We start from the raw sequence: 22,714 nt of genomic DNA, 5'->3' as shown, positions 1-22,714 counted from the left end.
CAAAGGTTGCCTATTAGCGCGTTTATCCACCCAAAAAGCCACTCTAGACTGACCCTTCACTTAACCCCTGGAGGAACAGCACCATGAAAATCCTATTGATTGGCGCCAGCGGCACGATTGGCTCGGCGGTCAAGACCGAACTGTCTCAGCGTCACGAAGTGCTCAGCATCGGCCGCAGCGGCGGCGACTTCCGGGTGGATATCAGCGACAGCGCCTCGATCCGCACACTGTTCGAACAGACCGGCAAGTTCGATGCCCTGATCTGCGCAGCCGGCAGCGTGAACTTCGTGCCGCTGGGCGACATGCGCGAAAGCGACTTCGAGCTGGGCCTGCGTGACAAGCTGATGGGCCAAGTCAACCTGCTGCTGATCGGGCGTGAATATGCCAACGACGGCGCCTCGTTTACCTTCACCAGCGGCATTCTCAACCGCGACCCGATCCGCACCGGCGCTTCGGCTTCGTTGGTCAATGGCGCCATTGACGCCTTCGTAAAAGCCGCCGCAATCGAATTGCCGCGCGGCCTGCGCGTCAACTCCGTCAGCCCGACCGTACTGTTGGAAGCCATGGGCAGCTATGCGCCGTACTTTCGTGGCTACAAACCGGCGCCCGGCGCCGAGGTGGCATTGGCCTACGCGAAAAGTGTCGAAGGCTTGCAGACGGGTCAGACCTTTATCGTTGGTTAAATCGGATGCCTGTCGGAATTGACTGAAGCTGGCGACCGGGGTTGTGATGCAACGCAGGTCTGCGTAACGTGGCGGCACTTGTCTGGAGACCCGATAATGCGTGCCGCCCATAGCCTTGCCCTGTTTGCCTTGCTTCCCCTGTTCGCCGCCTGCCAGATGTTCGACAGCGAGCCGGCAAAGCCCTCTCTCGCGGGACTGACCCGTATGCAGGGCGAACTCACGGCGGTCGGCGGCAAACTGTTGTTCCAGCCGTGCAACGACAAACGCAACTATGTGGTCAACGACACCAGCGGCACCAGCATCCTGCAGGAGGCGGCCTCCCTGGCCGGCCAGCAAGGTGCGCTGTTCGCTGACCTGCGTGGCCAGTTTTCCGGCGTTGCCAGCGGCACCCAGGGCAGCGTGGACCTGCAACAGCTCTACCGCATGGAGCGCTCGACCTCGGCCTGCAACGACCCGGACTTCAAACGCACGATCCTGCGTGCCAATGGCCACAACCCGGCCTGGTCGATGAACGTCACCGCCAAGGGCATGGTGCTGCAGCGCGAAGGCCAGCCGCCACTGGCGGTGCCTTATGTGGAAGAGCAAATCGGCGAAGGCCGCTTCAACCTCATGACCGAAGCCAACAACCAGAAAGTCGAACTGTGGGTGGCCCCGCAGCGTTGCGTCGACCCGGTCAGCGGCAGCCTGCAGCACATGAGCGCCGAGTTGCGCGTCAACGGCAAGGTGCAACGGGGTTGCGCAGCGTTTGGGGGTTCGCGCGACGACTGACTGGACCCCTGTGCTTTTTTAACCTGACGGGAAACGGCCTTTGGGGCTTATAATCGCCGGTTTGCAAAACAGCCGGCCTCATTGCCCGCCGCCCACCGGATCCTGTCATGTTACGAATCACCGAACTCAAGCTGCCCATCGACCATCCTGAAGAGGACCTGCGGCCTGCCATCGTGCAACGCCTGGGCATCGCCAGCGATGACCTGCTCGACTTCACCCTGTTCAAGCGCAGCTACGACGCCCGCAAGAAGTCGTCGGAGTTGTGCTTCATCTACACCATCGACTTGAACGTGAAAGGCGAAGCCGCCCTGCTGCTCAAGTTCGCCGATGACCGCAACGTCAACACCGCACCGGACGTCAGCTACAAAGTCGTGGGCCATGCACCGCAAGGCCTGACAGAACGCCCTATCGTCGTCGGCTTCGGCCCCTGCGGGATCTTCGCCGGGCTGTTGCTGGCGCAAATGGGCTTCAAGCCGATCATCCTCGAGCGCGGCAAGGAAGTGCGCCAGCGCACCAAGGACACCTGGGGCCTGTGGCGCAAAAGTGTGCTCAACCCCGAGTCCAACGTGCAGTTCGGTGAAGGCGGCGCCGGGACCTTTTCCGACGGCAAGCTGTACAGCCAGATCAAGGACCCGAAATTCCACGGTCGCAAAGTCCTGCACGAGTTCGTCAAGGCCGGCGCGCCGGAAGAAATCCTCTACGTCAGCAAACCACACATCGGCACGTTCCGCCTGACCGGCGTGGTAGAAAACATGCGCGAGCAAATCATCGCCCTCGGCGGTGAAGTGCGCTTCGAACAGCGGGTGACCGACGTACTGATCGAAGACGGCCAATTGAACGGCGTGGTCGTCGATGGCGGCGAGCAAATCCTCTCCAAGCACGTGATCCTGGCCCTGGGCCACAGCGCCCGCGACACCTTCCGCATGCTCCATGGTCGTGGCGTGTACATGGAAGCCAAGCCGTTCTCGGTGGGCTTCCGCATTGAACACCCGCAATCGCTGATCGACGCCGCACGCCTGGGTAAGTATGCCGGGCACCCGAAGCTCGGCGCCGCCGACTACAAGCTGGTGCACCACGCCAAGAACGGCCGCTCGGTCTACAGTTTTTGCATGTGCCCAGGCGGTACCGTGGTCGCAGCCACGTCAGAGCCGAACCGCGTCGTGACCAATGGCATGAGCCAGTACTCGCGTAACGAGCGCAATGCCAACTCCGGCATCGTGGTCGGCATCACGCCTGAGGTGGATTATCCGGGTGGCCCGCTGGCAGGTATCGAATTGCAGGAGCGCCTGGAGTCCCACGCCTACATTCTCGGCGGCAGCAACTATGAGGCGCCCGCGCAGTTGGTCGGTGATTTCATCGCCGGCAAGCCGTCCACGGCGATTGGCAGTGTGGAACCGTCCTACAAACCCGGCGTGTCCCTGGGTGACCTCGCCCTGGCCTTGCCGGACTTCGCCATCGAGGCGATCCGCGAAGCGTTGCCTGCGTTCGAGAAGCAGATCAAGGGCTACTCGCTGCACGATGCGGTGTTGACCGGTATCGAGACGCGTACCTCATCGCCGCTGCGGATTACCCGCAACGAATCGATGCAGAGCTTGAACGTGAAAGGCCTGTTCCCGGCCGGTGAAGGTGCGGGTTATGCCGGTGGGATTCTGTCGGCGGGTGTGGATGGGATTCGGATTGCCGAGGCATTGGCCCGGGATATGTTGGGCATCGAAGCCTAAAACACCGCGATCCAAATATGGGAGGGGGCAAGCCCCTCCCATATTTTGCTTTGTGTCGGGTCAGATATTTGCGCGCAAGATCGTGTCGGGCAACGGCTCACCCCGCTCAACACTGGCCGCAACAGCCGCAATCAAACCGTCCAATTCATACCCCTGCCCCGCCAGCCACGCCGGGGCGTAGTAGGTCGTGGCGTAGCGCTCGCCCCCATCGCACAAGATCGCCACGATCGAACCCGACTCCCCTGCCGCTTTCATTTGCAGCGCCGCCACCAGCGCGCCAATCAGGTTGGTCCCACTGGAACCGCCGACCCGTCGCCCCAGCCGCTCGGCCAGGTAATGCATGGCCGCCAGCGACAACGCATCCGGCACCTTGACCATCGCATCAATCACCTTGGGCAAAAACGACGCCTCGACCCGTGGCCGGCCAATGCCTTCGATTCGCGAACCGCAGTCCAGGCGCAAGCTCGCATCGCCACTCTGATAAAAATCAAAAAACACCGATCGCTCGGCATCGGCGCACAGCACGCGGGTGCAATGCTGGCGGTAGCGCACGTAGCGACCGAGGGTCGCGGTGGTGCCGCCAGTGCCGGGGCTGGAGATCAACCAGCTCGGTTCCGGATGCTGCTCGAAGCGCATCTGCTGGAAGATCGACTCGGCGATATTGTTGTTCGCTCGCCAGTCGGTGGCGCGCTCGGCGTAGGTGAACTGGTCCATGAAATGCCCGCCGCTTTCCTGGGCCAGGCGTTCGGACTCTGCGTAGATCTGCGTCGGATCCTGCACCAGGTGGCTCTTGCCGCCATAGAAGGCAATCTGCGCGATTTTTTCCTGGGAGGTGGTGGCCGGCATCACCGCAATAAACGGCAAACCAAGCAGGCGCGCAAAGTAGGCTTCGGAAATCGCCGTCGACCCGCTGGACGCCTCAATCACCGGCGCCCCCGGCTTGAGCCAGCCATTGCACAGTGCATACAGGAACAGCGAGCGCGCGAGTCGATGCTTGAGGCTGCCGGTGGGGTGGCTGGACTCGTCCTTGAAATACAACTCGATACCCGGCAATCCCGGCAACGGCAAGGGGATCAGGTGCGTGTCGGCGCTGCGCTGGAAGTCGGCTTCAATGATGCGAATGGCTTCGCGGGCCCAGGGACGGTGGTCGCTCATGGAGGTTTTCTCTAAGGATTTCGGCTTTGATTCTAGGGGGTTTCCTACACGCCACACAGGTACAGTAACGGCACGTTTGGACACACAATTGCTAGGCTTAAGCACAACCTCATCCCAGCGCGCCGCTTATAACAAATAAGAATATAACTTTTGTTTTAACAACTAACGGTACGGGTTAGGGTACCCACCTATTGAATCTGGATTGGAGAGCATCCCTTGGCTCTGCGTAGCACTTTCACCCGTTTCTTCCAGCTGGAAGCCGCCAGTGGCCTGTTATTGATCGCGGCTGCGGCGCTGGCCCTGATTATTAACAATTCGCCTTTGTCACACCTGTACAACGCGTTTCTCGATGTACCGGTGGTGGCACAGATTGGCGCGTTGAAAATCGCCAAGCCGGCGCTGCTATGGATCAACGATGGCCTGATGGCCTTGTTTTTCCTGTTGATCGGCCTGGAGGTCAAGCGCGAGTTGCTCGACGGCCACCTGTCGAAACCCTCGCAAGTGGTGTTGCCAGGCGCAGCGGCCATCGGCGGCATGGTCGTGCCGGCCCTGATCTACTGGGCGATCAACAAGGACTACCCGGCTGCGCTTTCCGGCTGGGCGATTCCCATGGCCACCGACATTGCATTTGCCCTCGGCGTGCTCGCCCTGCTGGGCAAGCGCGTGCCGGTGTCGCTGAAGCTGTTCCTGATGACCCTGGCGATCATTGACGACCTGGGCGCGATCATCGTGATCGCCATTTTCTATTCCGCCGACCTGTCCGGTGCAGCCCTGGCAGGTGCAGGTGCTTGCTTGATTGCCTTGATCGCGATGAACCGCCTGGGTGTGATCAAGCTCGGACCGTACCTGATTATTGGGCTGATCCTGTGGGTGTGCGTACTCAAGAGCGGCGTGCACGCGACGCTCGCCGGTGTGACGTTGGCATTCTGCATCCCGATGCGCACCAAGAACGCCGAGCCGTCGCCATTGCTCACGCTGGAGCACGCCCTGCACCCGTGGGTGGCCTACGCCATCCTGCCGCTGTTCGCCTTCGCCAACGCCGGGGTGTCCCTGACCGGCGTCAGCCTGGAAAGCTTCACTCACCATGTGCCTATGGGCATCGCCGCGGGCCTGTTGATCGGCAAGACCGTTGGTGTGTTCGGGCTCACTTGGCTGGCCATCAAGACCGGCATCGCCGCCCTGCCCAACGGCGCAAATTGGGGCCAGGTGTTTGGTGTGGCGATCCTGTGCGGTATCGGCTTTACCATGAGCCTGTTTGTGGGTTCGCTGGCATTTGTGCCGGGTGCCAGTGAGTTCGCGGGTGAGGACCGGATGGGGATTCTGACGGGATCGATCCTGGCGGCGTGTATTGGTTATGCGGTGACGGCAATGGCGAGTCGCAAGAAGGCCTGATACGCCCGACGAAGACTCACTGTGGCTAGGGAGCTTGCTCCCGCTGGGCTGCGCAGCGGCCCCAGAGCGTTTACCGCGATTGTGGTGCTATATCGCTTACCCAGGGCCGCTTCGCGCCCCAGCGGGAGCAAGCTGCCTCGCCACAGGTCGTGCAAACTTCGACATACTCGGCCCTCCTAACGCTGGGCCTTACCTCCAGCGCACTTACCGGAACACGTGAGCCCTTGGATGCAGGTCAATGCATCTTTGAAGTCGCAGCCCCGTCAATAATGGGGTTCGCAAAAAACCGCCCTACTAAGGCGGTTTTTTATTGCCTGCATTTTTTGCAGTTCAACCCGGCCACACCCCATAAAACCAAAAACCCCAACCGGTCACCCGGCTGGGGTTTTGTGTTTCTACAACCAGCGTTTAACGCGTAACGCGGCTGGTACCATCAACGGTCATGATGCGTACGCGGTCACCAATGCGGAAGATTTCATTCTCCTGCACGGCCTGCACGTAGGCGCGCATGCTGCCATCGTCTTCGCGAACGGTGATTTCCACACCTTGGGTGCGGGTCAGGCCTTCTTCGGTGGCCGAACCCAGCAGGCCACCGGCGACGGCGCCGATCACGGCGGTCACGATGCTGCCACGGCCACCGCCGATGGCGCTGCCGCCAACGCCGCCGATGACTGCGCCTGCAGCGCCGCCGATTGGGGTCTTGGTGCCTTCGATTTTCACCGGACGCAGGGATTCGATGGTGCCCATGCGCACGGTCTGCACACGACGCGCTTCGTCACGGGAGTACGAGTCGCCGGTCAGACTCGAGGCGCAGCCACCCAGCAGCAACGACAGGGTGGTAAAGCAGGCAACCAGTAAAACGGACTTACGCATAGCATCAACTCCAAAGGACAGGTGTTCATTAAACGCTGCGGCTTGACGCCTGTCACGGCAAGCCCCACAGAAAATTGCTTTCATTCAGCCTTAGTACAGACTGCCCGCACCAGAAAACTCGACGAACGGTAGCACTTCTCTCGTAGCCAGGACCTTCATGGATTACTTCATCATTGTAGTCACAACCCTTGCCGGCCTGTATTTCCACGGCTGGTTGTACCTGCGCATCAAGCGCTGGATGGACCGTGATCTCGCACTGTCCATGGCAGGCAATGATCTACACAAGCGTGCCTTCATGCTCAAGCAGCTGGAGAGGGCCCGCGCATTGAAGATCAAACGGGCAGACTTGCCGCACTGGTTGAAAAATGCCGCACAGCAATACACGCCAGAAGTCTCTGTCCAAGAGACTTCAGGGTGATGGGCAACATTCAAGCGAAGTGACGAAAGGTGCAGCTCAGGGTGCCAGACGCTCGCGCGTCCACTGGGAGTCTTGCAGGCGGTAGTTCAGGCGATCATGCAGGCGGCTGGCGCGGCCTTGCCAGAACTCGATGCGCTCGGGCAACAAGCGATAGCCACCCCAATGCTCCGGGCAATCGGGCTGGGTATCGCTGAAACGTTGCTCGGTGGCCTTAAGCAGGTCCTGCAGCTCTTCCCGGTCACGAATAACCTGGCTCTGCGGAGAAGCCCATGCCCCCAGGCGGCTGCCCAGCGGACGGACCTGATAATAAGCGTCCGACTCCTCAGGGGTGACCTTGACCACCCGACCCTCGATGCGCACTTGGCGCTCCAGGGTCGGCCAGAAAAACGTCATGGCCGCAAACGGCCGTGCCGCGAGCTGTTGGCCCTTGGCACTCTGATAGTTGGTGAAGAAGGTAAAGCCCTGCGCGTCCAGGCCCTTGAGCAACAGGATGCGACAGTGCGGGCGACCGTCCTGGTCCACCGTGGCCAAGGTCATGGCATTGGCCTCCACCGGTGGCTGCTCGGTTTTCACCGCGTCAGCAAACCACTGGTGGAATAAGGCAAACGGCTCGCCCGGGGCCTGGGCCTCGCTCAAACCATCCCGTGTGTAGTCACGGCGCATATCGGCCAGTGCCTGGGTCATGCGGCTTTATCCTTGTGGTTCAGCGGCTCAGTTTTTTGCCTGGTCATTGGCAGGTGCAGCGGCCTTGGCTTTGGCTGGGGCCGTTTTTTTCGCAGCGGGCTTGGCCGGGGCTTTTTTAGCGGCTGGCTTGGCGGCGGCTTTCTTGGCCGGCGCCTTTTTGGCCGATGTCTTGGCGGCTGGGGCCGGGGCTGGAACGTCCTGCACGGCAACCATTTCGGCGGCAGGCGGGGTCTTGCCCGATTGATACTTGCTCAGCAGCGCCAGCATGGTGGTGCGTTGGGTGAACATGATTTCCATACGACGGTTCAGGGCACGGCCCTGGTTGCTGTCGTTGGCGGCACGTGGCATCAGGTCGCCCATGCCACGCAGCATCAGACGATCCTGCTTCAAGCCGCTGAGGCTGAAGATCGAGGCGATGGATTGCGCACGTTCCTTGGTCAACGCCTGACTGGCCGGGGCGGTGCCGGTGGCATCGACGTGGCCCAATACGAGTACAGCGGTCTTCGGATCGGCTTCAACGGCCTTGGCGACGCGAGTGAAGGGACCGAGGGTGACCGGCAGCAACATCGCTGGACGTTTCGGGTTGTAGGAACCGTCTACCGGGGCAATCACCACCAGCACGTTGTCGCGACGCTCAAGTTGCAGGTTGCTGTCCTTGATGGCGGCGCGCAGACGCGGCTCATAATCGTCCAGCCAGGCTTGGGTGATTTTCGGATCGGGCATCGGCACGTTGGTCACATCGACCTTGGCCAGTGGCTTGGGCTTGCTTTCGAACGGCCACCACCAGTGGGTTTCAGTGTCGTTCTTAGCGACCGCAGGGGCAGGCTCCGCGGCCTTGAGGTCGGCTTTCAGGTCGGCCTTGGCATCGGCGGCCTTTTCGTCGGCGGTCTTGGAAGAGAACGGCCACCAACTGGAGCCGGTATCGGCCTTGGCAGTAGGCGCCGGAGCCGGCGCAGCAGCGGCAGCCGCTACCGGTGCGGCAGGCTTGGCGCCAGCAGCTGGCTTGGCGTCCGGTTTGGCATCCGGCTTGGCGTCGGTTTGGGTCACTGTATCTTTGGTCGCGGCCTTATCAGACCCAAATGACCACCAATGCCCGCCCTCGGCATCATTTTGTGGAGTTTGTGCGCAGCCGGTAATAGTGAGGCATAGCGCCAGTGCCAAGGACTTGTTCGATAACATGAGATATCCACAAAATGAGAAAAGAAACGGGGGTCTGTATGACCCATTAAACAGACGCTTACAGAACATTAAAGTTACATCATTTCGTTCAGCGCCTTCTTATACTCGCCTTTGTAACAAAAAAACGTGAAACAGCAAGGGGTTTACAGACAACCGGCCAATATTCCGACCAACTTCTGTGCCCGTGGGTCCATAAGTACGTAAGGTCCCAATGTATTAGTCACGAAACCAAATGCTACATCATGCTCAGGGTCGGCAAAGCCGACCGAACCACCGGCACCGGGATGCCCGAAAGCACGCGGGCCAAGGCCGAAGGTGGCGTTGGGCAGTTGCGGTTGGTCCAACATGCAGCCCAGGCCAAAACGGGTCTGGGTCAATAATGTTTTATCCGGCCCGATACTGTGTTCGCGGGTCAATTGTTCAAGCATGTCGGCTTCGAGCAAACTACCGTCCAACAATCCGCTATAAAAACCCGCCAGGCTGCGCGCATTACCGTGACCATTTGCCGCCGGCTGCTGCATGCGACGCCATTCAGGTTTATTAGTGCTGGTCAGAATAGACGGGGGATTGGCGAAAGCACGCGTCGTCATGGACGCAGGTTCACGCATCATTACTTGCAGTAAACGTTGCGCGGCTTCATCGCCCATGTTGCCTTTACTGCGCGCTATATGGGCGACGCGATAAAACTCTTCATCCGCCAGGCCCACATGGAAGTCCAGTCCCAATGGCCGCGCAACCCGCGCAACGATGGATTCTCCCGGCCCGCGCCCATCGGCACGACGCAGCAACTCACCGACCAGCCAGCCGTAGGTGATCGCCTCGTAGCCATGGCCTTGACCCGGCGCCCACCACGGGGCTTCGGCCGCCAGGGTATCGACCATCAGTTGCCAGTCGTAGAGCGCTTCGGTGGGCAGCATCTCGCGGATCGCCGGCAACCCGGCCTGGTGGCAGAGCAACTGGCGCAGCGTGATCGCCTCTTTCCCGGCCGCAGCAAATTCCGGCCAGTAGTGGGCGACCGGTGCATCAAGTTGCAATTTGCCTTCGGCCACCAATTGCAGGGCCGTGACGGCGGTGAAGGTCTTGGTGCAGGAGAACAGGTTGACGATGGTGTCGCTGTGCCAGGCCTCGGCACCGTCCTTGTCGGCGGTGCCGGCCCACAGGTCGACAACGGTTTCACCGCCGATCTGGATGCAAAGCGCGGCACCACGCTCCTGCGGGTCTTCGAACAACGCGGCGAAAGCTTCACGTACCGCTTCGAACTGGAGTTCGTAATGACCCTGGATCTGCACCTGAACACCCTCGGAAAACACAGCAAAAAGTGGCCGACATTGTTCCAGCCCCGGCGGGTTTTGTGAACCCGTCACCCCTCAATCAATGGCCATTCCCAGCGTGTCCGCCTGCATGTCCGGCGCCCTGCCCCGCGCCTTTGCCGTCGTGCCCGTCCCTGCCGCCTTCGTTTTCACGCACGGCGCCGGCCGCCTTGGCCTTTTCCGCTTCCTTGCCCAGTTGATCAACCGCCGCCAGATTGCTTTTGCGCACACTGTCGACAAACCCCTGGAACGGTACATCGGTGATGCCCACCAGGCCGAAGTGGCCATTTTCGCCGTCGAGCAAACGCCCGGTCACCGGCTGGTCCAGGTACTGGAACCAGTGCACACCGACAATCGAGGGTTCGGCCATGGCCTGCTTGAGGAAATTGCCATAGGCCGCGCCGCGGTCTTCTTCCTTGGCCAACTGCGTCACGCCGCCCCAGAACGGCCCACGATCGGCCGAGCCGAAGTTGAATTCGGTGATCAGCACGGGTTTGTCCAACGCCCGCAACGCGGCGAAGTCATAACCGTCCTGGGGTTTGAGGGTGTACATGTTGAAGCTCAACACATCGCAGTACTGCGCGCAGGAGGCCACGGCTTCCGGCGTGCTGACCGCATACCGCCCGCCCAACAGCAGGTGGTTGGGCGCGTGCCATTTCAGCGAGTCGGAGAGGGTCTTGAAGTAAGCATCCGCGAACGTCTTCTGGAAGTATTTGAAGTCAGCTTCGATTTCCGGGTGCTCAGGGTTGGGTACCGGCGGTTCGAAGCCCGGGTCTTCCATTAGCTCCCAGCCCTTCAATTCGATGCCCCAGGCTTTCGACAGGCCTTCTTCGTTGCGGTACTTGTCGCGCAGCTGCTTGAGGAACGCACGCTTGGCCGGCACATCGGTGGTCATGCGCAGGGTGCCGTAGGCCAAGGCGTAACGGGACTTGGGATCATCACCAGGGCCGGCCCAGGCCAGTTCGTTGTCGGCAAAGAAGCCAATCAACCACGGGTCATCACGATGATCGCGGGCCGCAATGGCCACGGCGCGTTCGGTGGCCATGGCAAAGCGCGGGTCGAACGGGTCGGGCATGCCGCCCCACCAGTCGGTGCCGGTACTGATGCTGGCGTAGTCGCCGACAATCGACAGCGGCAAGGTGTACGGCACACGGTCAGCGCTGGCCAGGCTCTCGTCGCTCCAGTTGCCGACGGTGTTGAAACCCCAGGCTTGCAGGCGGTCGAGGGTGTGCGTCATCCAGCGTTTCTGGTCAAACCCTTCACCGCCATAAGTGCGCTGCAGGTTGGCGCCGTAAAAGTCATACCAACGCCCGGCACCAAAGCTGCGCCCTTCGCCCGCGCCGTTGCCGGTGCGGTTGTCGCTGCTGCCGTAATACTTGTCGAAGGGTTCGCCGCCTTTAGGCAGCGCGCCGAACATCCATTCACGGCCGGCGACGTAGGTCTGGCTGTTGTCCGGGGCCACGGTATTGACGCCCAGGGAGTAGAACGGATGCCCCTCCGGCGTCACCAAGTACCAGCGCCCATCGCGCTTCTCAGTGCGGAAAAACCCGCTGGCGTCGAACGCCGGGCCTTTGCTCCAGCCGCCATATTGGTCCAGGGCGGATTTATCCCGCGTGGCCAGCCAGCCCTGCAGTTGCTGTTGCTCCTTGGCGGCGGCGGCCTTGAGTTGCTCGTCGCTGCTGACTTTTTCCGGCCAGCGCGCACGGGTGGATTGACCGTAGGCATCCACCAGTTCGCTGTAGGCGGCCTTCAGCACCGGCTCGCTGTCCTGCACGCCGAAACGCTCCAGCAGGATGCTTTGAGCGGCGTTGGGCTTGATCATCGACAACGTCACCGAAACCACCTGGCTGCGGTCGATCTCACCCGCGCTGCTGGCGAGCAACACGCGCTGGCCGTCCACGGTGATCGGCATCGGCGGACCGGCCTTCATGCCCTGGCTCAGCGGCGAGTTGGCCTGCAACGGTACCAACAGCGTCTGCGCCGGGCCGGCGGGCAGGTCGACGCGACTGACCAAGGTACGGCCATCACTGCTCTGCACCTTGACGTAGAGCGTCAGCGCCCAGTCCATCGCACTCTGGATGCGCAGGCTCATGGCCCCCGACTGGGACCAGTCCCAGGTACCGGTTTGCGGGCTGAGGACCAGGCTCGGTTCGGCGGCCGCGTTGAAGGTGATGCGGCGCAGCACTTCGCCTTCGGGCGTTTGTTCGGCGTTGTACTGCGGCAGGCTGGCGTCCTGGGTCGCCACCTTGACCACATCGGCAGGCCGGACGAAGTTGAACAAGGTCTGTTGCCCGGCAGGCGCGGCCATCAAGGGCGCGGCGAACAGCAAGGCAAAAAGGGCGGGCAGCGTGCGAATCATACGAACAAGGTTCTCCCAGACGGCCGGTGAATGGCCTGATGACATAATTGAGATAGACCACGAAGTGGGCGAATCCGCCCACGGTGGCTTAAGAAATTTCGCGCCTGAACGGCGGCAAGGCATTGAGGATAGCCTTGCCATAGCGTTGGGTGACCAGGCGGCGGTCGAGCAAGGTGATGGTGCCCCGGTCTTCTTCGGTACGCAGCAAGCGACCGCAGGCCTGGACTAGCTTCAAGGAAGCATCCGGCACCGAGATTTCCATGAACGGATTACCGCCCCGAGCCTCGATCCACTCGGCCAAGGCCGCCTCGACCGGGTCATCCGGTACCGAGAACGGGATCTTGGCGATCACCACGTGTTCGCAGTAGGCGCCGGGCAAGTCGACACCTTCGGCGAAACTCGCAAGGCCGAACAATACGCTGGAGTCCCCACCGTCCACGCGCGCCTTGTGTTTGTTCAGGGTCTCCTGCTTGGACAGGTTGCCCTGGATAAACACCTGCTTGCGCCAGTCACGGTCAAGGCCGTCGAACACGTCCTGCATCTGTTTGCGTGAAGAGAACAGCACCAGGGTGCCGCGCGAACCCTCCACCAATCCCGGCAGGTCACGAATGATTGCCGCCGTGTGCGCTGGTGCGTCCCGTGGGTCGGCCTTGAGGTCCGGCACCCGCAGCACACCCGCATCGGCGTGATGGAACGGGCTCGGCACCACCGCGGTGACGGCCTTTTTCGGCAGGCCGGCGCGCATGCGGAAACGGTCGAAGGTACCCAGTGCGGTCAGCGTGGCCGAGGTCACCAGGCAGCCGTAGGCTACGTTCCACAGGTTGCGCCGCAGCATTTCGGCCGCGAGGATCGGGCTGGCGTTGACCTCGATGTCGAACAACGCGCCGCTTTCCGACAGGGTCAGCCAGCGCGCCATGGGTGGGTTGTCTTCCGGGTCTTCGACGGTGAAGGCGGTCCACAACTCCCAGTTACCTTGGGAACGCGACAACAGGCTGCCGAACAGCGGATACCATTCTTCGGCCTGGTTGCTGGCGATACCAATGTTGACCTCGCCGTCCATGCCCTCTTTGAGCAGGTCAGTGAGGCGGGTGAACAAGTCGGTCAGGCGTGAAAAGCCCTTCTTCAGCTCAATGCCCATTTCGCGCATATGCTCGGGGATCAACCCGCCGACGAAACGGTGACGTGGCCGCTCACGGCCCTCGACGTCTTCGCCGGGCTTGAAGTCGGCTACCTGCTCGCAGGCGCTGAACATGAACTGCTGCTGGGTCTTGATCTCCCGCGCCAGTTCCGGCACCTGTTCGATCAGCTTGCCCAGGTCGCCGGGCAGCGGGTGCTGGGCCAGCAACTTGGTGAGGTTCTTGGCGGTGGTTTCCAGCCAGTCGGCGGTGGAGCGCAGGCGTGTGTAGTGGGCGAAGTGGCCGATGGCCTTGTCGGGAAGGTGATGCCCTTCGTCGAAGACGTAGAGGGTATCGCGCGGGTCGGGCAGTACAGCGCCGCCGCCCAGGGCCAGGTCGGCCAGGACCATGTCGTGGTTGGTGACGATCACATCGACCTTGCCCATGCCTTCGCGGGCTTTATAAAAAGCGCATTGACCGAAGTTGGGGCAGTGGCGGTTGGTGCATTGGCTGTGGTCGGTGGTCAAGCGCGCCCAATCGGTGTCTTCCAGGGCGGTGGGCCAGCTGTCGCGGTCACCGTCCCATTTATTACCGGCCAGTTTCTCAATCATGCTGGTGAACAGCTTCTGGCTGACTTCATCCACCTCGATCTTGAAGCCTTCTTCTTCAAACAGCGACGCCGTAGCGGTTTGCGCTTGGCCTTCCTGCAACAGCACGTCAAGCTTGGACAGGCACATATAGCGCCCACGACCCTTGGCCAGGGCGAAGGTGAAGTTGAGGCCGCTGTTGCGCATCAGGTCGGGCAAGTCTTTGTAGACAATCTGCTCTTGCAGGGCGACGGTGGCGGTGGCGATCACCAGCCGCTTGCCGGCGGCCTTGGCGGTCGGGATCGCGGCCAGGCTGTAGGCCACGGTCTTGCCGGTACCGGTGCCGGCCTCGACGGCCACGACCGCGGGCTCACCCTCGCGGCGACCTTCGTCGTCGGTGTCGATATCCCCGAGGACCTTGGCCACTTCGGCGATCATCAGGCGTTGGCCATAACGCGGTTTCAAGCTCTTGGCTTCGAGAAAACGCGAATAGGCGCCCTGGATCGTGGTTTTGAGTTCAGTGCTGATCATGGATAGTCGGGCGCAAAAAACGCTGGATAAATTTTCAGTGGTTCGGATCGGCCGCTATCATACCCCGCTAATTAATCCCGCGCAGAACGGAGTACCACAATGACCGCGTTTAGCCTCGCTTACACCCTGCATGTATTGGCCGCCCTGGTGTGGGTCGGCGGTATGTTTTTCGCCTGGATGATCCTGCGCCCCGCCGCAGTGGCGGCACTTGAAGGCCCTGCCCGGCTCAAACTGTGGGCGAATGTGTTTCAACGTTTTTTCGTGTGGGTGTGGGTGGCGGTGCTGGTTTTGCCGATCAGCGGTGTGGGCCTGCTGCAACTGCGTTTCAGCGGTTTTGAGACGGCACCGCGTTATGTGCAGGTGATGATGGGTTTGTATCTTGTGATGACGGCGCTGTTTATCCGCATTCAGGCGTTGAAATTCCCGGAACTGCGCAAGGCGGTGGCGGCTGAAGATTGGCCGGCGGGTGCCGCTGCGTTGGGGCAGATTCGCAAGCTGGTGGGAATCAATCTGATCGTGGGGTTGTTGGTGGTGGCAATTGCTTCGGCCCGGCCGATGTTCTGAGGCAACCATGAGTCCGCTATCGGGAGCAAGCCCCCTCCCACATTTGGAATGCATTCCAATGTGGGAGGGGGCTTGCTCCCGATAGCGCCAGGCCAGCCGATTTAGAGCCGCTGGATAGTCACAGTGCCCGCTGGCCCAGCAGGCCCCGGTTGCCCTTCCAACCCTGGGCGGCCTTTCTCGCCACCGTCGGCGCGGTACACCAGGCAGCCCTTGGACTCGCCGCCGCGACCCGGTTTACCCGCCGTGCCCGCCAGGCCACCGGGGCCACCGTCCACCCACACCTTGATCTGCTGCGCGGGGAAGTCCTGCGGCAACTCAACCCGCACCTGCGCACCGGCCGCGCCGGGCAAACCATCGCCGCCGTTATCACCATTGGCACCACGACCGGCCGAGCCCCACGTGCAACCCGGATCTTCGCCATTGGCGCCATCCAGACCGGCATAACCTTGGGCACCGGCACCGCCACGGGCGTCTACCGAGAGTTCTTCAGCGGCCAGGGAATTGATGCGCAAGGTCAGGTCACGCCCGGCCTTGGCAGGTTTTTCATGGGTACCGGGAGCGCCGCGTGAGGTGATCTGGCTGCCGTGCTCCAACTGCGCATGGCGCACCTGCAATTGCAGTGCGGTGTTGCCGGGCACAATGGCGATGCGGGCGTCGCGGCCCAAATGCAGCTCATCCACCGTGACCTGGCTGATGGTGGCCGGAATCAGCAAGGTGCCGTAGTCCGCCACGTCCAGGCGCTCCAGCTGCAACACACTGGTGCTGCTGGGCAGGCGCATCAGCGAGTTGGTTTCAACACTGACGCTCTGGGCCAGGGCAACGGGGCTGACCAACAGGGCCAACAGAAAAACCTTACGCATCATGGGGCTCCTGACTTATTTCTGATTTTTTCTTTGGACGCACAGTAACGACTTCCACGGGCGCTTTGCCAGTGAAGGATCAAAAAAGTTAATAAAGCGGGAGGATTGGCAGCAATGCCCCTGTGGATCCCACAGGGGCAAGGGCCGTCAGCGGTTGATCTGGATTTCAGTGCGGCGGTTCAAGGCGCGGCCTTCAGCGGTTTTGTTGTCGGCTACCGGATGGCTCTCGCCCGCGCCGGTCACCGAGACAAAGTTGCTGCGCGGCACACCGGCGCCGATCAGGTAATCGGTGACCGAATGGGCGCGTTTTTCCGAGAGCCTTTGGTTGTAGGCATCTTTGCCGACGCTGTCGGTGTGGCCACTGACCCGCAGTTGTGCGCTAGGGGCTTCCTGTTTCAAGCGCGTGGCGACGGTATCGAGCTTGGTTTTATCCGCCGCCGTCAACTGGGCCGAATCAAACTGGAAGTGCACATCACGAATCACGATGGTTTCCTCCTTGACCACCACGACTTCCTCAACCACCACCGGTGGCGGTGCGGGTGGGCAACCGTCGGCATCCACCTGCACACCTTTCGGCGTGCCCGGGCACTTATCGCGGCTGTCCGGCACGCCATCGCCGTCCTCGTCGCCATCGCCGTGCACCCAGCAATAGGCACCGGCCATGCCGCCGACCAGCAACGCGCCGTAGCCTGCGTAGGCCGAGCTTTCAGTGGCACCGATCGCCGCGCCGGTCACGCCGCCAACCGCGGCGCAGGTGGGCCAATCGGTTTTTTGCAAGCCTGCGCAACCTGTCAATACTCCGGTTAGCAGAACCAAGGGTAGAGCTGTCCGCATGATGCTCATCTGATTTCTCCTGAGGGGATCGGCGGGGGCCGATGGGTGGAGTAAAGACGGCTCTTTTCATCTGCGCCACTACGCCGCGGCCCCGTATTCATTGAGGCTCGTCGCTTTTGTAGGACTTTTCACTGCCACCCGCTCTAGGCCCACACGCTCAGCCGCGCTAGTCTCTACGGTCCTGATGTGAGGATCTCTGATGACCGCCGGTATTTCTGCCCGTACACCCCAGCAAGCCCTGGCCGCCTTGCTCGACTTGCACCAGCCCAAACGCCTGCTGCTGTTGGGCGCCAGCCAGTTCCCGGCGCTGGAGGCTTTTCAAGCGGCGCACCCCGACACCCAAGTAGCCCTCGCCCCACCCGGGCCACTGCCGGCGGAGCTGGCGGCGCAGCGTTTTGACCTGGCACTGGTGGTCGATTGCCTTGAGCACCTGTCAAAACCGCAAGGGCTGACCCTGCTGGGCGGCATCCGTAACCTCAACGCCAGCCGCATTGCGGTGCTGGTGGACCTGGGCGCCTGCGACTGGAAGGACACCGACTTCTTTTCCCTGGCCCTGCAGGCCGGCGAGCGTTTCCAGCGTGACGAGCAGGTTCTGACGCTGTTTACCTACGATCTGCTTGACTACAAACAGGTGCCGGACTGGCTCAACGCCCGCTTCTGGGCCAACCCGGAAAACTTTGGAAAGTATTGGTGGTAACCCGATGAGTACATCCATTTGCCCCTGCGGCAGTGGCAACCTGCTGGATGCCTGCTGCGGCCATTATCACGCCGGGCACCCGGCGCCCTGCGCCACCGCGTTGATGCGCTCGCGCTACAGCGCCTATGTGCTGGGCCTGGTCGACTATCTAGTGGCTACTACTTTGCCCGCGCAACAGGCGGGCCTGGACCGCCATGCCATCGGTGCCTGGAGTGCCCAGAGCACCTGGCTCGGCCTTGAGGTGGAAAGCTCCGAGGTGTTCGGCGGCCAGCCGGAACACGCGTTCGTGACCTTCACCGCGCGCTGGCATGACAGCACCGGTGAACATAGCCACCGCGAGCAGTCCTCTTTCGTACAGAATGACGGGCGCTGGTACTTCATCGACCCGACGGTGGAAGTGAAGGTCGGGCGCAACGATGCCTGCCTGTGCGGCAGTGGGCAGAAATTCAAGAAGTGTTGCTCCAGCTACCTCTAACCACGACAGGACTCACGCCATGCTTCGGATGTACAGCTTGATGCTGGCGTTAACCCTCACCCTCACCGGCTGCGCGTCGTGGTTCGAAGACGATTCGCCCCCCCCTCACGTCTCCCTGGTGAAAGTCGAGGTGGTGCGCGCCAAGCTGCTGGAGCAGAAGTTCAAGCTGTACTTTCGCGTGGACAACCGCGACGACGCCGACCTGACCGTGCGCGGCCTGATCTACAAGGTCACCCTGGGCGACTTCGTGCTCACCGAAGGCGAGTCTGACGAATGGCTGACCGTACCGCCGCGCAGTCATAAGTTTTTCCGGGTGTCGGTGCGCACTAACCTCTGGCCGCAGATCCGTGATGTGGTGCAGATGTTGAAAAAACCCGACCGGCCCGTGCCCTATCGCCTGGAGGGTGAGCTGAAAACCGGCTTATTCATCGGTTATGACGTGCAGGTGAACCACAATGGCGAGATAATCCCCGGCGATTTTATTCCGGAGCGACATCGATGACTCAGCAACCCCATGTCCATGGTCCTGACTGCAACCACGATCACGATCACCATGATCACGACCACGGCCATGTCCACGGCCCGAACTGCGGCCACGCCCACCAGGAGCCGGTGCGCAATGCCTTGAAGGACGTTGGTCGCAACGATCCTTGCCCCTGCGGCAGCGAGAAGAAATTCAAGAAGTGCCACGGGGCTTAATGCCCTGACCCTGTAGGAGCGGGCTTGCTGTGGTGAGCGGGCTTCCTGTGGTGAGCGGGCTTGCCCGCGCTGGGCTGCGCAGCAGCCCCAACACATTCAACGCGGTCTCTCAGACACAACCCAACCTCAGGTTTTAGGGCCGCTTCGCGCCCCAGCGCGGGGCAAGCCCGCTCGCCGCAAAAACAACCCCACTTCCCCCCCACTAGCCGAACGTTCAGCCAGCAGTGCGCGGCCTTGCGCGTCGCTCCCAGGTGATGCTGCCGGACCCGGCGCTGTTTGCCGAGGTGTATAGCGTGCAGGTGCGTATCGAGCGGTGCTCGCAGCGGTCGCTGCAGGTGTTGGTGGATGGCGCCGTGTGATTGGCTTCTAAGGGTATGCGCAAATGTTTCATTGAATTTTCGCACACCCAACATTACCTATACCTACAGGCATCCGCTCAAGCATCACCACTTTTGGAGAGCTTCATGATCGACTTGTATTACTGGACCACCCCCAACGGCCACAAAGTATCGTTGTTCCTGGAAGAAGCCGGCCTGCCCTATAAGGTGCACCCGATCAATATTGGCCAGGGCGACCAGTTCAAGCCTGACTTCCTGAAGATCGCTCCCAACAACCGCATTCCCGCCATCGTCGATCAGAACCCGACCGACGGCGGCGCGCCGATTTCGCTGTTTGAATCCGGCGCGATCCTTTTGTACCTCGCGGAAAAAACCGGCCAGTTCATCCCAAAAGACCTGCGCGGTCGCCAGGAAGCGCTGCAATGGCTGTTCTGGCAAATGGGCGGCCTGGGGCCGATGGCGGGCCAGAATCATCACTTCAGCCAGTTCGCGCCGGAGAAGATTCCTTACGCGATCAAGCGCTATGTGGAGGAAACCGCGCGTCTTTACGGCGTGCTGGACCGGCGTATGGCCGGTCGTGCGTTCGTGGCGGGCGAGGACTACAGCATTGCCGACATGGCGATCTACCCATGGATTGTTTCCCACAAGTGGCAGAGCCAGCGCCTGGAAGATTTCCCACACGTGCAGCGCTGGTTCAACAGCATCAAGGAACGGCCGGCGACGGTTCGGGCATATGAACTGGTGCAGAAAGTGAACCCGCCAAAGGCCTGATCACCATTTTTACATTCCACTCGTTCAAATGTGGGAGGAGGCTTGCCCTCTCCCACATTGTTGTGTGTCCGTCTCACGATCTCACGCAATTGCCAAAACTCCCGCTTGCGTCGTCCCGCCGCGCTCACTAACGTAGCGCCTTTACTGACGCTACCCCCGCAGGAGCTTTGCCATGGCCTCGCCAGCCCTCTCACATTTTCTTCCCCGGTTCGGCGTTGCCGCGGCAGTGGCCAGTGCATTAAGCCTGGCCGGTTGCCAGCTCCAGAGCACCCAGGACACCCTGCCCCCTGTTGCCGGCGTACAGCCGATCAAAGGCCTGGCGCAGAACGTATCGGTACGCCGCAATGCCCAAGGCATGCCGCTGATCGAAAGCAACACCTTCCATGACGCGCTGTTCAGCCTCGGTTACGTGCACGCCAGCGACCGCATCACCCAAATGGTCACCCTGCGCCTGTTGGCCCAGGGTCGCCTGGCGGAAATGTCCGGACCCGACGTACTGGATGTCGACCGCTTCATGCGGGCGGTCAACCTTAAGAAAAGCGCCGGCGAGCTGTATAACGCCTCCAGCCCACGCCTCAAGCGCTTCTTTGAAGTGTATGCGCGTGGCGTCAACGCCTACCTGTTCCGCTACCGCGACAAGCTGCCGCCGGACCTGGCCCAGACCGGCTACAAGCCCGAGTACTGGAAGCCGGAAGATTCGGCGCTGCTGTTCTGCCTGCTGAATTTCAGCGAATCGGCCAACCTGCAGGAAGAAATTTCATCGCTGGTGCTGGCGCAGAAAGTCGGCGTCGACAAGCTGGCCTGGCTCACGCCAAGCGCGCCGGATGAAGCGATCCCGCTGGCCGAGGCCGAGAAACTCAAGGGCGTCAACCTGGGCCAGGTCACCGGGCTCGCCGGGCTGGACGCGGTTGGCCAGCAACTGAGCAGTCTCAATTCACTGGCGGTCACCACCTCGAGCAATTGGGCGATCGGCCCGCAACGCAGCCGCAGCGGTAAAAGCCTGCTGGCGGGCGACCTCGCCGCCCAGCCGCAAGCGCCGTCGCCCTGGAGCTACGTGCAGATCCGCGCACCGAAGTACCAGGCCGTGGGCGCCTCGATTGCCGGCCTGCCGACGCTGTTGTCCGGCTTCAACGGCAAAGTCGCGTGGAGCATGAGCACCGTCAAGGGCGACACCCAGGACCTGTTCCTGGAAAAAGTCAGACGCCAGGGCAGCGCGTTGTACTACGAGAACAACGGTAAATGGCTACCGGCGGGCGTGCGCAACGAAACCTTCTTCGTCAAAGGCCAACGCTCGATTCGCGAAGTGGTGTACGAAACCCGCCACGGTGCCCTGCTCAACAGCAGCCAAGCGCTGACCACCGGCCTGGGCCTGGCCCTGCAAACCGCCGACTTCAAGGACGACAAGAGCCTGGACGCGTTCTTCGACCTGTCCCGCGCACAAAACGCTGGTAAAGCCTCGGACGCGACCCGCGAGATTCGCGCCATCGCGCTGAACATGGTGTTCGCCGACGCCAGCAACATTGGCTGGCAAGTCACCGGCCGCTTCCCCAACCGCCGCGAAGGCGAAGGCCTGTTGCCGTCACCGGGCTGGGACACACGCTTCGACTGGGACGGTTACGCCGACGCGATGCTGCACCCCTATGACCAGGACCCACCGCAAGGCTGGATCGGCACCGCCAACCAGCGCACAGCGCCGCGCGGTTACGGCATGCAGTTGTCCAACTCCTGGGATGCTCCGGAGCGCAGCGAGCGCCTGGCGCAACTGGCCAATGCCGGTAAGCATGACAGCCGCAGTATGATCGCCATGCAGTACGACCAGACCACCACGTTCGCCGCCAAGCTCAAGACTATGTTCCAGGCGCCCGGCATGGCCCAGCCGCTGAAACAGGCGATTGATGCGCTGCCAGCGGCCGAACAGGCCAAGGCCCGTGAAGCGCTGGGCCGCCTGATGGCTTTTGACGGTCGCCTGGTGGCCACTTCCGCCGACGCCGCGCTTTACGAACTGTTCCTGCAGGAAAGCACCAAGCAGATCTTCCTCGACGAACTCGGCCCGGAAAACAGCGCCAGCTGGAAGGCATTTGTCAGCAACGCCAGCCTGTCCTACGCCGCCCAGGCCGATCACTTGCTGGGCCGTGAAGACAGCCCGTTCTGGGATGACGTGCGCACCCCACAGAAAGAAGACAAACCGGCCATTCTAGCCCGCAGCCTCGCCGCCGCGATCAGCGTCGGTGACAGCCAGTTGGGTGCCGACCACAAGGCCTGGCAGTGGGGCAAACTGCACACCACCACCTGGAAAAACATCAATGGCCAGGTGATTCGCGGCCCATTGGCGTCCGGTGGCGACCACAACACCTTGAACCCGGCGCCCTACAGCTGGGGCCAGGACTTCACCACCACCCAAGTGCCCGCGCTGCGCATGATTGTCGACTTCGGCCAGGCGGAACCGATGATGGGCCAGGGCGGCATCGGCCAGTCCGGCAACCCGGCCAGCCCGAACTATGCCACTGGCATCGACCCGTCGCTCAAGGCGCAATACCTGAGCTTCCCGATGCAACCGCAGAACTTCGAGAAGGTGTATGGGAAGGCGAGGCTGACGCTGACGCCCGGTAAATAACCGGGTCAACGTGTGGGGTGGCTTGTTGTGGTGAGCGGGCTTGCCCCGCGCTGGGGCGCGAAGCGGCCCCAACCCAGTTACCACGTG

Annotated in this window: 21 protein-coding genes and 1 pseudogene; 13 read left to right on the top strand and 9 right to left on the bottom strand. The window is 61.7% G+C overall.

The genetic code is table 11. The features are described 5' to 3' along the window. Positions 1 to 83: 83 nt before the first annotated feature. The 3 genes from ACI512_RS10620 (at position 84) to ACI512_RS10610 (ending at position 3,172) form a co-directional block, all read left to right on the top strand. On the top strand, positions 84 to 683 hold the full coding sequence (locus tag ACI512_RS10620; RefSeq protein WP_236378784.1) for a short chain dehydrogenase: 600 nt from the start codon (positions 84 to 86) through the stop codon (positions 681 to 683). A 96-nt stretch (positions 684 to 779) separates the two neighbouring features. Next, on the top strand, positions 780 to 1,451 hold the full coding sequence (locus ACI512_RS10615) for a COG3650 family protein (protein ID WP_046036654.1): 672 nt from the start codon (positions 780 to 782) through the stop codon (positions 1,449 to 1,451). A gap of 107 nt (positions 1,452 to 1,558) precedes the next feature. Beyond that, the gene (locus ACI512_RS10610) at positions 1,559 to 3,172 is read left to right on the top strand and encodes an NAD(P)/FAD-dependent oxidoreductase (RefSeq protein WP_012722644.1); all 1,614 of its coding nucleotides are present in this window, start codon (positions 1,559 to 1,561) and stop codon (positions 3,170 to 3,172) included. Positions 3,173 to 3,232: 60 nt separating this feature from the next. Here ACI512_RS10610 and ACI512_RS10605 read toward each other — a convergent pair whose 3' ends face one another. Beyond that, complete coding sequence (locus ACI512_RS10605; RefSeq protein ID WP_236378786.1) at positions 3,233 to 4,327, bottom strand: PLP-dependent cysteine synthase family protein; 1,095 nt, start codon at positions 4,325 to 4,327, stop codon at positions 3,233 to 3,235. Positions 4,328 to 4,543: 216 nt separating this feature from the next. Here ACI512_RS10605 and nhaA point away from each other — a divergent pair, with 216 nt between their 5' ends. Next, the gene (gene nhaA / locus ACI512_RS10600) at positions 4,544 to 5,719 is read left to right on the top strand and encodes a Na+/H+ antiporter NhaA (RefSeq protein ID WP_064054985.1); all 1,176 of its coding nucleotides are present in this window, start codon (positions 4,544 to 4,546) and stop codon (positions 5,717 to 5,719) included. A gap of 408 nt (positions 5,720 to 6,127) precedes the next feature. Here nhaA and ACI512_RS10595 read toward each other — a convergent pair whose 3' ends face one another. Continuing rightward, on the bottom strand, positions 6,128 to 6,592 hold the full coding sequence (locus ACI512_RS10595; RefSeq protein WP_003189251.1) for a glycine zipper 2TM domain-containing protein: 465 nt from the start codon (positions 6,590 to 6,592) through the stop codon (positions 6,128 to 6,130). 157 nt (positions 6,593 to 6,749) lie between these two features. Here ACI512_RS10595 and ACI512_RS10590 point away from each other — a divergent pair, with 157 nt between their 5' ends. Next, positions 6,750 to 7,010 carry a hypothetical protein gene (locus ACI512_RS10590; protein WP_231808041.1) on the top strand — a complete coding sequence of 87 codons (261 nt, stop codon included), beginning with the start codon at positions 6,750 to 6,752 and terminating at the stop codon, positions 7,008 to 7,010. A 36-nt stretch (positions 7,011 to 7,046) separates the two neighbouring features. Here ACI512_RS10590 and pdxH read toward each other — a convergent pair whose 3' ends face one another. The 5 genes from pdxH to dinG form a co-directional block, all read right to left on the bottom strand. Further along, a complete protein-coding gene (gene pdxH, locus ACI512_RS10585) occupies positions 7,047 to 7,694 on the bottom strand; it encodes a pyridoxamine 5'-phosphate oxidase (protein ID WP_236378788.1) in 648 nt (215 codons plus the stop codon). 27 nt (positions 7,695 to 7,721) lie between these two features. Continuing rightward, positions 7,722 to 8,873: an OmpA family protein gene (locus tag ACI512_RS10580; RefSeq protein ID WP_236378790.1), complete on the bottom strand. Its 1,152-nt coding sequence runs from the start codon at positions 8,871 to 8,873 to the stop codon at positions 7,722 to 7,724. 143 nt (positions 8,874 to 9,016) lie between these two features. Further along, positions 9,017 to 10,162, bottom strand: coding sequence for a serine hydrolase domain-containing protein (locus ACI512_RS10575; RefSeq protein ID WP_405121758.1), 1,146 nt, complete (start codon positions 10,160 to 10,162; stop codon positions 9,017 to 9,019). Between the two features lie 82 nt (positions 10,163 to 10,244). Then, positions 10,245 to 12,542 carry a beta-galactosidase gene (locus ACI512_RS10570; RefSeq protein ID WP_012722637.1) on the bottom strand — a complete coding sequence of 766 codons (2,298 nt, stop codon included), beginning with the start codon at positions 12,540 to 12,542 and terminating at the stop codon, positions 10,245 to 10,247. A gap of 88 nt (positions 12,543 to 12,630) precedes the next feature. Continuing rightward, entirely contained in the window at positions 12,631 to 14,775 is a 2,145-nt protein-coding gene (dinG, locus tag ACI512_RS10565; RefSeq protein WP_236378793.1) for an ATP-dependent DNA helicase DinG, read from the bottom strand. Between the two features lie 99 nt (positions 14,776 to 14,874). On the opposite strand from dinG, the gene ACI512_RS10560 reads away from it, so the two are divergent. Continuing rightward, on the top strand, positions 14,875 to 15,339 hold the full coding sequence (locus ACI512_RS10560) for a CopD family protein (RefSeq protein ID WP_046036647.1): 465 nt from the start codon (positions 14,875 to 14,877) through the stop codon (positions 15,337 to 15,339). Between the two features lie 101 nt (positions 15,340 to 15,440). Here the strand turns inward: ACI512_RS10560 and ACI512_RS10555 are convergent, their stop codons facing one another. Continuing rightward, positions 15,441 to 16,199, bottom strand: coding sequence for a collagen-like protein (locus tag ACI512_RS10555; RefSeq protein ID WP_064054980.1), 759 nt, complete (start codon positions 16,197 to 16,199; stop codon positions 15,441 to 15,443). Between the two features lie 147 nt (positions 16,200 to 16,346). Continuing rightward, positions 16,347 to 17,042 (bottom strand): OmpA family protein, encoded by a 696-nt coding sequence (locus tag ACI512_RS10550; protein WP_012722633.1) that lies wholly within the window; start codon positions 17,040 to 17,042, stop codon positions 16,347 to 16,349. A gap of 190 nt (positions 17,043 to 17,232) precedes the next feature. Between ACI512_RS10550 and ACI512_RS10545 the strand changes: the two genes are divergently transcribed. From ACI512_RS10545 to ACI512_RS10515, 7 genes and pseudogenes are all read left to right on the top strand, one after another. Then, the gene (locus ACI512_RS10545) at positions 17,233 to 17,730 is read left to right on the top strand and encodes a DUF6231 family protein (RefSeq protein WP_012722632.1); all 498 of its coding nucleotides are present in this window, start codon (positions 17,233 to 17,235) and stop codon (positions 17,728 to 17,730) included. A gap of 4 nt (positions 17,731 to 17,734) precedes the next feature. Next, the gene (locus ACI512_RS10540; RefSeq protein ID WP_012722631.1) at positions 17,735 to 18,205 is read left to right on the top strand and encodes a YchJ family protein; all 471 of its coding nucleotides are present in this window, start codon (positions 17,735 to 17,737) and stop codon (positions 18,203 to 18,205) included. A gap of 19 nt (positions 18,206 to 18,224) precedes the next feature. After that, complete coding sequence (locus ACI512_RS10535; protein WP_064054977.1) at positions 18,225 to 18,707, top strand: LEA type 2 family protein; 483 nt, start codon at positions 18,225 to 18,227, stop codon at positions 18,705 to 18,707. Next, positions 18,704 to 18,904, top strand: coding sequence for an SEC-C metal-binding domain-containing protein (locus tag ACI512_RS10530; protein ID WP_003189235.1), 201 nt, complete (start codon positions 18,704 to 18,706; stop codon positions 18,902 to 18,904). The genes ACI512_RS10535 and ACI512_RS10530 overlap by 4 nt, the downstream gene beginning before the upstream one ends. A gap of 263 nt (positions 18,905 to 19,167) precedes the next feature. After that, positions 19,168 to 19,263 (top strand): annotated as a pseudogene (locus ACI512_RS10525) (ABC transporter ATP-binding protein); the annotation flags it as partial. A gap of 105 nt (positions 19,264 to 19,368) precedes the next feature. Continuing rightward, positions 19,369 to 20,013, top strand: a complete 645-nt coding sequence (locus tag ACI512_RS10520; protein ID WP_236378795.1) for a glutathione S-transferase N-terminal domain-containing protein — start codon at positions 19,369 to 19,371, stop codon at positions 20,011 to 20,013. Positions 20,014 to 20,185: 172 nt separating this feature from the next. Beyond that, the gene (locus tag ACI512_RS10515) at positions 20,186 to 22,627 is read left to right on the top strand and encodes a penicillin acylase family protein (RefSeq protein WP_236378797.1); all 2,442 of its coding nucleotides are present in this window, start codon (positions 20,186 to 20,188) and stop codon (positions 22,625 to 22,627) included. Positions 22,628 to 22,714 lie beyond the last annotated feature (87 nt).

The organism is Pseudomonas petroselini, from assembly GCF_045037875.1.
Taxonomy (GTDB): Bacteria; Pseudomonadota; Gammaproteobacteria; order Pseudomonadales; family Pseudomonadaceae; genus Aquipseudomonas; species Aquipseudomonas petroselini.
This window is presented reverse-complemented; position numbering and strand designations above follow the sequence as displayed.

Coding starts and splice junctions, on each gene's coding strand:
- ACI512_RS10620 (WP_236378784.1), top strand. CDS start 84: ATGAAAATCCTATTGATTGGCGCCAGCGGCACGATTGGCTCGGCGGTC.
- ACI512_RS10615 (WP_046036654.1), top strand. CDS start 780: ATGCGTGCCGCCCATAGCCTTGCCCTGTTTGCCTTGCTTCCCCTGTTC.
- ACI512_RS10610 (WP_012722644.1), top strand. CDS start 1,559: ATGTTACGAATCACCGAACTCAAGCTGCCCATCGACCATCCTGAAGAG.
- ACI512_RS10605 (WP_236378786.1), bottom strand. CDS start 4,327: ATGAGCGACCACCGTCCCTGGGCCCGCGAAGCCATTCGCATCATTGAA.
- ACI512_RS10595 (WP_003189251.1), bottom strand. CDS start 6,592: ATGCGTAAGTCCGTTTTACTGGTTGCCTGCTTTACCACCCTGTCGTTG.
- ACI512_RS10590 (WP_231808041.1), top strand. CDS start 6,750: ATGGATTACTTCATCATTGTAGTCACAACCCTTGCCGGCCTGTATTTC.
- pdxH (WP_236378788.1), bottom strand. CDS start 7,694: ATGACCCAGGCACTGGCCGATATGCGCCGTGACTACACACGGGATGGT.
- ACI512_RS10580 (WP_236378790.1), bottom strand. CDS start 8,873: ATGTTATCGAACAAGTCCTTGGCACTGGCGCTATGCCTCACTATTACC.
- ACI512_RS10570 (WP_012722637.1), bottom strand. CDS start 12,542: ATGATTCGCACGCTGCCCGCCCTTTTTGCCTTGCTGTTCGCCGCGCCC.
- dinG (WP_236378793.1), bottom strand. CDS start 14,775: ATGATCAGCACTGAACTCAAAACCACGATCCAGGGCGCCTATTCGCGT.
- ACI512_RS10560 (WP_046036647.1), top strand. CDS start 14,875: ATGACCGCGTTTAGCCTCGCTTACACCCTGCATGTATTGGCCGCCCTG.
- ACI512_RS10555 (WP_064054980.1), bottom strand. CDS start 16,199: ATGCGTAAGGTTTTTCTGTTGGCCCTGTTGGTCAGCCCCGTTGCCCTG.
- ACI512_RS10550 (WP_012722633.1), bottom strand. CDS start 17,042: ATGAGCATCATGCGGACAGCTCTACCCTTGGTTCTGCTAACCGGAGTA.
- ACI512_RS10545 (WP_012722632.1), top strand. CDS start 17,233: ATGACCGCCGGTATTTCTGCCCGTACACCCCAGCAAGCCCTGGCCGCC.
- ACI512_RS10540 (WP_012722631.1), top strand. CDS start 17,735: ATGAGTACATCCATTTGCCCCTGCGGCAGTGGCAACCTGCTGGATGCC.
- ACI512_RS10535 (WP_064054977.1), top strand. CDS start 18,225: ATGCTTCGGATGTACAGCTTGATGCTGGCGTTAACCCTCACCCTCACC.
- ACI512_RS10530 (WP_003189235.1), top strand. CDS start 18,704: ATGACTCAGCAACCCCATGTCCATGGTCCTGACTGCAACCACGATCAC.
- ACI512_RS10520 (WP_236378795.1), top strand. CDS start 19,369: ATGATCGACTTGTATTACTGGACCACCCCCAACGGCCACAAAGTATCG.
- ACI512_RS10515 (WP_236378797.1), top strand. CDS start 20,186: ATGGCCTCGCCAGCCCTCTCACATTTTCTTCCCCGGTTCGGCGTTGCC.